This window comes from Kordiimonas lipolytica (assembly GCF_001550065.1).
Genome location: NZ_LRUB01000027.1, coordinates 156,751 through 163,926, shown reverse-complemented (window position 1 = coordinate 163,926; position 7,176 = coordinate 156,751). Strand labels below are relative to the sequence as shown.

Here is a 7,176-nt window from a genome sequence, read left to right as displayed (position 1 = left end):
GAGGTTGCCGACAAGCTGAAGGCCCTTGAACGGGAGAACCGGGAACTGAGGCAAGCCAACGAGATCTTGCGCAAGGCATCGGCTTATTTTGCCCAGGCGGAGCTCGACCGCCCACTGAGACGTTGATCAGTTTTATCGACGAGCACCGGGACCTGTATGGGGTCGAGCCGATCTGTCGTTTGCTGCAGATCGCCCCATCCACATACCACCACCATCTGGCCTGTCGCCGTGACCCGTCACTTCTGTCTGCACGGGCACAGCGCGATATGGCACTGAAGCCGGAGATTGCCCGTGTCTTTGAGGAGAACTTTCTGGTCTACGGTGTCCGCAAAATATGGCGTCAACTCGGCCGTGAAGGCTTTCATGTGGCCCGCTGCACAGTCGAGCGTCTGATGCGCGAGATGGGGCTACAAGGCGCCATTCGAGGCAAGCCTGTTCGCACCACCTTTAGCGACAAGTCAGCCCCTTGTCCACTTGACCAAGTGAACCGCGAGTTCCATGCCCCGGCACCCAACATGTTGTGGGTGTCTGACTTCACTTATGTCGCCACATGGCAGGGCTTTGTTTATGTAGCTTTTGTCATTGATGTGTTTGCCAGGCGCATCGTTGGCTGGCGGGTCAGCAGGACGGCACATACGGGCTTTGTGCTGGACGCACTTGAACAGGCTCTGCATGACCGCAGGCCAGCAAGAAAAGGCGGGCTTATCCATCACAGTGACCGGGGCAGCCAGTATGTCTCGATCCGATACACCGAACGCTTGGCAGAAGATGGTATCGAACCATCGGTTGGCAGCGTCGGGGACAGTTACGACAACGCACTCGCCGAGACGATCAACGGGCTCTACAAGGCCGAAGTCATCCATCGGCGAGGGCCGTGGCGGTCATTTGAGATGGTTGAATTTGCGACGCTTGAATGGGTCGACTGGTTCAATCATCGACGCCTGCTGGAGCCAATCGGCAACATTCCACCTGCCGAGGCTGAGAGAAATTACTACGCCATGCTGGACGAACGCCCCATGGCCGCTTAACTTAAACCAACCTGCCTCCGACAATCCCGGGGCGGTTCAATCAGCGTCTGGCTCTCGCTACTGTCGGTCACATCCGCAGTCTGGAACGACAGGCCGATGGTGTTCTCGAAATCCTTGGTCCAGGAAAGGTTCACACCCTTGATATTGTGGAAGATGCGGTCTTCGATCGCGTCGATATCTTTCGCCAGCCCCCCGTCGGGCTGCCAATAGGCTGTCACGGTGGGCCAGGCCTCATCCCGCGGCGTGTAAATCAAGGACGCGCCGCTTGTGAATTCGGAAAAGCTGCGGTGTGTCGTCAGCGGGCGTGTGGTGTTGGGCACCAACGGCCCGGCGTGGATGGTGTTCCACTCGCCGACCGTCGTCAGGCTTTTCCCGAGCCTGAGGACAAGATTGTCCTTCAGGTAGGTGTCGTTATAGAGGCGCTCCAGCACCAGCTTGGCGGTGCGGCCCGTGAAGGGGTCGTGGTTTTCCTTCAACACGGGCATGCCCGCGACCTCCCCCTCGAAGAAGGGGTTGAAGAAGCGGTTGAAACGGCCCTGCACAAAAATCGCCAGGTCATCGACAAACAATTCGGCGTCGCCGCCCTTTGGCGCTTCGGCCTCCACCACCAGGTAGCCAGAGACATGAATGTCGTCAAACCGTACGCCCTGCCCGAGCTTATAGTCGTCCTCCGCCTGCGCGGGCAAAGCCGATGCCACAAGCCCCACCGCCCCGCATAGCCGTGCAAGGGGGTAATTTTTTCTATGGCGTCCCATGAACGCGCCTCCACTAGCCCACAAATCAATGAGTTAGCTTAACGTGCGTTCAACTATCTGTCAGGGGGTAAAATGGTCGCAGTGGGGGAGGTGTTGTTTGTTACTAATGGGCTTGAATTAGTCCGTCTTCGTTGAGTCTTAAGAAGGCAGTCGATATTGAAGCATCAGTAAAGTTTCTGCTTTTGTGATCATTCCACGACTTAATCGCGCTGATAATCTCTGCTTTGCGATGAATGCCTTCAACCTCGTGGAGATAATGAACGCTAGCTAAAAGCTCCATGCCAAACGGGCTTTCATAGCCCTCAATTAAGAGCCCGAGTTTTTGGATAATCTCATTAGTGGATGTATCTCGTTCTGACGACAAAAATTCATCTGCTTGGCTGTAAGCGGCTCTTGTCGCTTGAATTTCTGCCTCCGCTTTGGAGAAACCACTAATGTAATTCAGGCGTTCGAACTCAGACAATATTGTATTCAAAGACTCTGAATATGGACCGTGGGTGTTCCGAGTGAATTTAAGATTAAATGGCACTCCAAGAGCTTGAAGAAAGTAAATAATCTTTTGAAGGCTTATGCGTGTTAAGTGGCCACCAAAGAATACTTCGAAATCTCCCACAGCCTTGACTAAGGCTGCGCGTGCCAATGTCATCTTAGGTGGAATATTCTCGTATTCGGGAGAACTAAAGTGATTTTTGGGCGCATAGACAACGAAATCAACACCGTCAATACCGGCTAGTTTTGATTCAATGACTTTGCGGACATCGTTCCAAGGAAGTCCTCCGTTGCCACATCCAAGAGGTGGGACTGCAACAGACTTAATACCTAGCTTTTGGACTTGGATAACAAAGTCGTCTAAACCCTCACTGATATAGGACATTTTCGACTTAGCCCGCCAATGTTGCTTGGTTGGAAAGTTGATCAAATACCTAGGACCGCTTTCGACGAGCATACCGCCATTGTCGTAAATGAACATATGGCCAGGGGAGAGCTGCTTTTGATCGCACAATTTTTTATAGGCTTTAAAATTTTCAGGCCAGCGACGTTTGAATTCTAAGGCAACACCCTTACCCATTACACCTACACAGTTAACGGTGTTCACGATCGCCTCAGACGGATCGTCAAACATATTCCCTTTTTTGTAGATGATGGGCATTTAATAATAGCATCCAGTGTTCGTATAAACCGGTATGTTTATATCGGATTCAGACAGCCAGTTCTCAATTTGGATTTTGATCTCGTCCCTCTTTACAACGATACACTCCAGGACTTCCAATGGCAAAACATCTTTAACGAGAAATTCTGCCATTCTTTTCGATGCCCGGTTTGGCCGAGAGTCTGTGTCGTGTTGCCATTGGCACACGCCAGGGTAACCAATTTGTGGGATGGAAGCTCGGATTGGTTGTTCGTCAAAGACGTGCCAGTCTACATGTGCATCAAGGTTGTTTAGATCATTATCATATTTGGGTATTTGCGAGAGTGTGTTGCAGGCTACGTCAGAAAACCAAAAGTGTAGATTGTTGGCTGCAATTTTGGTGACGTCACAGACAAGAAAGACAAGGTCCTGCATGTTGGCGATACCTAAATCAAGTCCGTTGGGATTAACCAGGTGCACGTTTCCAGCATGAATAGTATAGGCCATCTTCGTTAGAGGTGAGAAATAAAATGGGACAAAATCATTCACGGAACTATTGCATGGGGTGAAAAAATCTGTTGAATTTCTTCTCTGTACAATGTTGGCGTAAGAGGTCTGAAAACACCTTTGAAGTGGCATATGATTTTTTGAGCCAACAAATCCATCACGAAGGAATATTGGTATATTTTGAAAGTATGTCATCCTGAATATGTGACGGTGGTTCATAAATTTCTTGCTTGAGCCTATACTGCAAAGTTGAACTTTATTTACCCACTAACATGAAATATCCGCCAAATAAAATGGATAGGTAGAGCGGCATTGGCTCTTCTAAACGTGGAAGCTTTCGCCGCAGCCGCAGCGGCCCTTCTCGTTCGGGTTGGTGAATTTGAAGCCGGTTGAAAACATGCTGTCTTCCCAGTCCATTTCGGTGCCCAGCAGAAACAGAAGTGATTTCCTGTCCACAAACACCTTCACGCCCTTGTCTTCGACAAGCTCAAAGTCGTCCACCGGTTCCTCGACATAATCGACCGTGTATCCAAGCCCCGAGCAGCCATGGGTGCTGGTGCCCAGCTTGATGCCCACGGCGCTTTCGTTTTTCGCCAGGATCGCCTTGATATGCTCTGCGGCGCGGTCTGTAATCTGGATTACTGCCATCATTTTCTCCTATAGCGAATGTGGGCTTAAAGAAGCCCCAGTTCAAGCCGGGCCTCGTCTGACATGTTGGACATATCCCATGCCGGTTCCCACACCAGCGACACTTCGGTGCCGTTCACGCCTTCAACGCTGTTCACCTTCAGCTCCACCTCGCCGGGCATGCTTTCGGCCACAGGGCAGTGGGGGGTCGTGAGCGTCATGGTCACCTTGACGTTCCAGTCGTCATCGATGTCGATGCCGTAAATCAGGCCCATCTCATAGATATTGACCGGGATTTCCGGGTCATAGATTTCACGGAGCGCTTCAACAATGCGCGCTTCAAGCTCGTCTTTTGACGCAGGCGGGGTGCCGCCAGCCTTTGCAGGCGTGCTTGCGTCCTCAGCCGTTTCCTCATTGCGGTCCTGCTCCAGGAACTTGTTGAGGAAATAGCCGCCTTCCTGTGGGCTCACAGTCGGGCGCTCAACCGCCGCTTTCGGCTGGTTCTCATCCGGCACTTCAGCGCCCGCAGCAGGGCTTGAAAGGTCCATGATATCGCGTTCTTTATCTGTATCCATCATCCAAAGATGTCCGTTACTTTTTTAAGGCCCGCAACCAGGCGGTCCACGTCTGATGTGTCGTTATAGATGCCGAAGCTGGCGCGCACGGTGCCCGGCACGCCGAAGCGGTCCATGATCGGCTGGGCGCAGTGGTGGCCGGCGCGCACGGCGATACCCTGGCGGTCCAGGATGGTGCCGATATCGTGCGGGTGCGCGTGCTCCATGGTGAAGCTGATGAGCGCGCCCTTCTCCGCTGCCGTGCCAATGATGCGCAGGCTGTTGAAGGCGCCAAGCTCGCGTGTCGCGTATTCCAGCAGCGCCTGCTCGTGCGCGTGGATGTTCTCATACCCAAGTGCGGTGATGTAATCCAGCGCATGCTTCATGGCGATGCCGCCTGCAATGTTGGGCGTGCCTGCCTCGAACTTGTGCGGCAGGTCGTTGAAGGTGGTTTTTTCAAACGTGACGGTGGAGATCATGTCCCCGCCGCCCTGCCATGGCGGCATTTTGTCCAGCAGGTCTTCCTTGCCGTAAATCACGCCGATGCCGGTGGGGCCGTAGGCCTTGTGGGCGGAGAAGGCGTAGAAATCAGCGTCAAGGTCTTGCACGTCGATTTTGAGGTGCGGGGCGGCCTGGCAGCCGTCAATCAGCGTCACGGCGCCCGCGTCGTGCGCCATGCGGATGATGTCCTTGACCGGGTTCACGACCCCGATGGAGTTGGAGATATGCGCCACCGCGACCATCTTGGTGCGGCCTGAGAGCAAGCCCTTGTAGGCGTCCATATCCAGCGAGCCGTCGTCATGAACCGGGATCACGCGGATCTTCGCGCCTCGCTCTTCGGCGATCATCTGCCACGGCACGATGTTGGAATGGTGCTCCATCTCCGAAAGGATGATCTCATCGCCTTCGCTTAAGAACGTCCGGCCCCAGGCTTGGGCCACAAGGTTGATGCCTTCGGTCGCGCCGCGCACGAAGATGCATTCCTTGGACTTGGCCGCACCGATGAAATCCTTCACCGTTTCGCGCGTGGCCTCGTAAGCCTCGGTCGCATCCTGGCTGAACTTGTAAACGCCGCGGTGGATGTTGGCATAATAATGCTCATAGAGCTCTTTTTCCGCCTCGATCACAACGCGCGGCTTCTGGGCCGACGCAGCAGTATCCAGGAACGTCAGCGGCTTGCCGTAGACGGTTTCACTGAGGATCGGGAAATCCTTGCGGACTTTCGCCACATCCAGGCCTTGAATTATCGGTGCTGCCTCAATCATCGCTTTACTCTTTACTTGCTCTCAGGGACGGGCTTGTCCGCGCGCGCCGTCATCCAGTCGCCCACACGCGCCATCAGGGCGTCGCGCACGGGCTCGTTTTCTATGCGCTCAAGCGCGGAGGCTGCGAAGGCTTCCACCAGCATCTGGCGCGCGGTCACCGGGTCGATGCCGCGGCTGGTCAGGTAAAAGATCGCTTTCGCGTCCAGGTCACCCACCGTGGCGCCATGGCTGCATTTGACATCGTCGGCGAAAATTTCAAGCTCGGGCTTGGCGTTTGCTTCCGCCGTGCGGTCGAACACCAGCGCCTTGAAGCTCTGGTCGGCTTCCACCTTCTGCGCGTCTTTGTTTACAGTCACTTTGCCCTGGAAACTGGTCTTGCCGCGGCTGTCGGCCACCGTGCGGAAAATCTGGTCGCTGGTGGTGTGCGGCATGGTGTGGCTGATGTGCGTCAGCGTGTCATGGCTTTGGCCGGTGGCCGCAAGGGCCACACCGTCCACCGTGGCCCGGCTTTCGTCAGACATCAGGCGCACATGCGCCTCAAACCGCGCAACCTTGCCGCCAAGCGACAGGTTACAGGCGTGATACTGGCCGCCCGCGCCTACGCCCGCAAACACCTTGCCGGTGTGGATGGCAGCCGCGCCTTCTTCCTGCAGCCGGGTGTGGCTCAGCTTCGCGCCCTCAGCCACGCGCCCCTGCAGGATGCTGTTGGTCCAATATGCGCCGTCGTCGCCGATGAAGCGCTCAACAATATGGGCGCTCGCGCCTTCACCCAGCTCAATGATATGGCGGGTATGGGCGGCGCGGTCTGCCGTATTTGTCATGATATGGATGATCTCAACCGGGTCGTCGATCTCCACGCCTGCGGGGATCGCAATCACCATGCCGTCTTTGGCAAGCGCGGTATTCAGCTGCGAGACACCGTCGCGGCCGCGCACCAGTTCGTTCGCCCGGTCCGGGTTGGCCATGAAATGGTTCGCCAGCGGCCGCACGGATGCTGCCTGCCACAGGTCACCCATGTCGGACCGGCTTTCGCTGAAGCGGCCATTCACGAACACGAAGCGCGCCGCCGTTTCACCGAAGGCTTCCGGGATCGTGGGTTTTTCGCCTGCGTGGGTGGCGGGCGCGAAGGCCTTGCCGCGCAGGTCACGCAAGTCGCTGTAGCGCCAGTCTTCCGACCGGGCTGTCGGGAAACCGTGGGCGACGAAGTCACTCATTGCCTGGGCGCGCGCACCGTCCATGCCCGCGATCGAGCCCTTCAGGCTTTCGGCTTGGTCTTGGTAGCTTTTTGTTACCGCGTCATTCATAAATGGT

7 protein-coding genes, 1 pseudogene and 1 other annotated feature are annotated in these 7,176 nt (G+C 55.3%); of the genes and pseudogenes, 1 reads left to right on the top strand and 7 read right to left on the bottom strand.

Features of this window, described 5'->3' with window-relative positions:
- A pseudogene (locus KORM41_RS13785) lies at positions 1 to 1,028 on the top strand (IS3 family transposase); the annotation flags it as partial.
- Positions 81 to 197: a sequence feature (AL1L pseudoknot), on the top strand. It overlaps the preceding pseudogene by 117 nt.
- Here KORM41_RS13785 and KORM41_RS13780 read toward each other — a convergent pair.
- From KORM41_RS13780 to sufD, 7 genes are all read right to left on the bottom strand, one after another.
- A complete protein-coding gene (locus tag KORM41_RS13780) occupies positions 1,025 to 1,783 on the bottom strand; it encodes a hypothetical protein (RefSeq protein WP_156431986.1) in 759 nt (252 codons plus the stop codon). The pseudogene KORM41_RS13785 and the gene KORM41_RS13780 overlap by 4 nt on opposite strands.
- 103 nt (positions 1,784 to 1,886) lie before the next feature.
- Positions 1,887 to 2,933: a type II toxin-antitoxin system antitoxin DNA ADP-ribosyl glycohydrolase DarG gene (darG, locus tag KORM41_RS13775; RefSeq protein WP_068149128.1), complete on the bottom strand. Its 1,047-nt coding sequence runs from the start codon at positions 2,931 to 2,933 to the stop codon at positions 1,887 to 1,889.
- A complete protein-coding gene (locus KORM41_RS13770) occupies positions 2,934 to 3,614 on the bottom strand; it encodes a DUF4433 domain-containing protein (protein WP_231727275.1) in 681 nt (226 codons plus the stop codon).
- 126 nt (positions 3,615 to 3,740) lie between these two features.
- On the bottom strand, positions 3,741 to 4,067 hold the full coding sequence (locus tag KORM41_RS13765) for a HesB/IscA family protein (RefSeq protein ID WP_068149123.1): 327 nt from the start codon (positions 4,065 to 4,067) through the stop codon (positions 3,741 to 3,743).
- A 26-nt stretch (positions 4,068 to 4,093) separates the two neighbouring features.
- A complete protein-coding gene (locus KORM41_RS13760; RefSeq protein ID WP_197421161.1) occupies positions 4,094 to 4,594 on the bottom strand; it encodes an SUF system Fe-S cluster assembly protein in 501 nt (166 codons plus the stop codon).
- Positions 4,595 to 4,620: 26 nt separating this feature from the next.
- Positions 4,621 to 5,865 carry a cysteine desulfurase gene (locus KORM41_RS13755; RefSeq protein WP_068149109.1) on the bottom strand — a complete coding sequence of 415 codons (1,245 nt, stop codon included), beginning with the start codon at positions 5,863 to 5,865 and terminating at the stop codon, positions 4,621 to 4,623.
- Between the two features lie 11 nt (positions 5,866 to 5,876).
- Positions 5,877 to 7,169 carry a Fe-S cluster assembly protein SufD gene (sufD, locus tag KORM41_RS13750; RefSeq protein WP_068149105.1) on the bottom strand — a complete coding sequence of 431 codons (1,293 nt, stop codon included), beginning with the start codon at positions 7,167 to 7,169 and terminating at the stop codon, positions 5,877 to 5,879.
- Positions 7,170 to 7,176 lie beyond the last annotated feature (7 nt).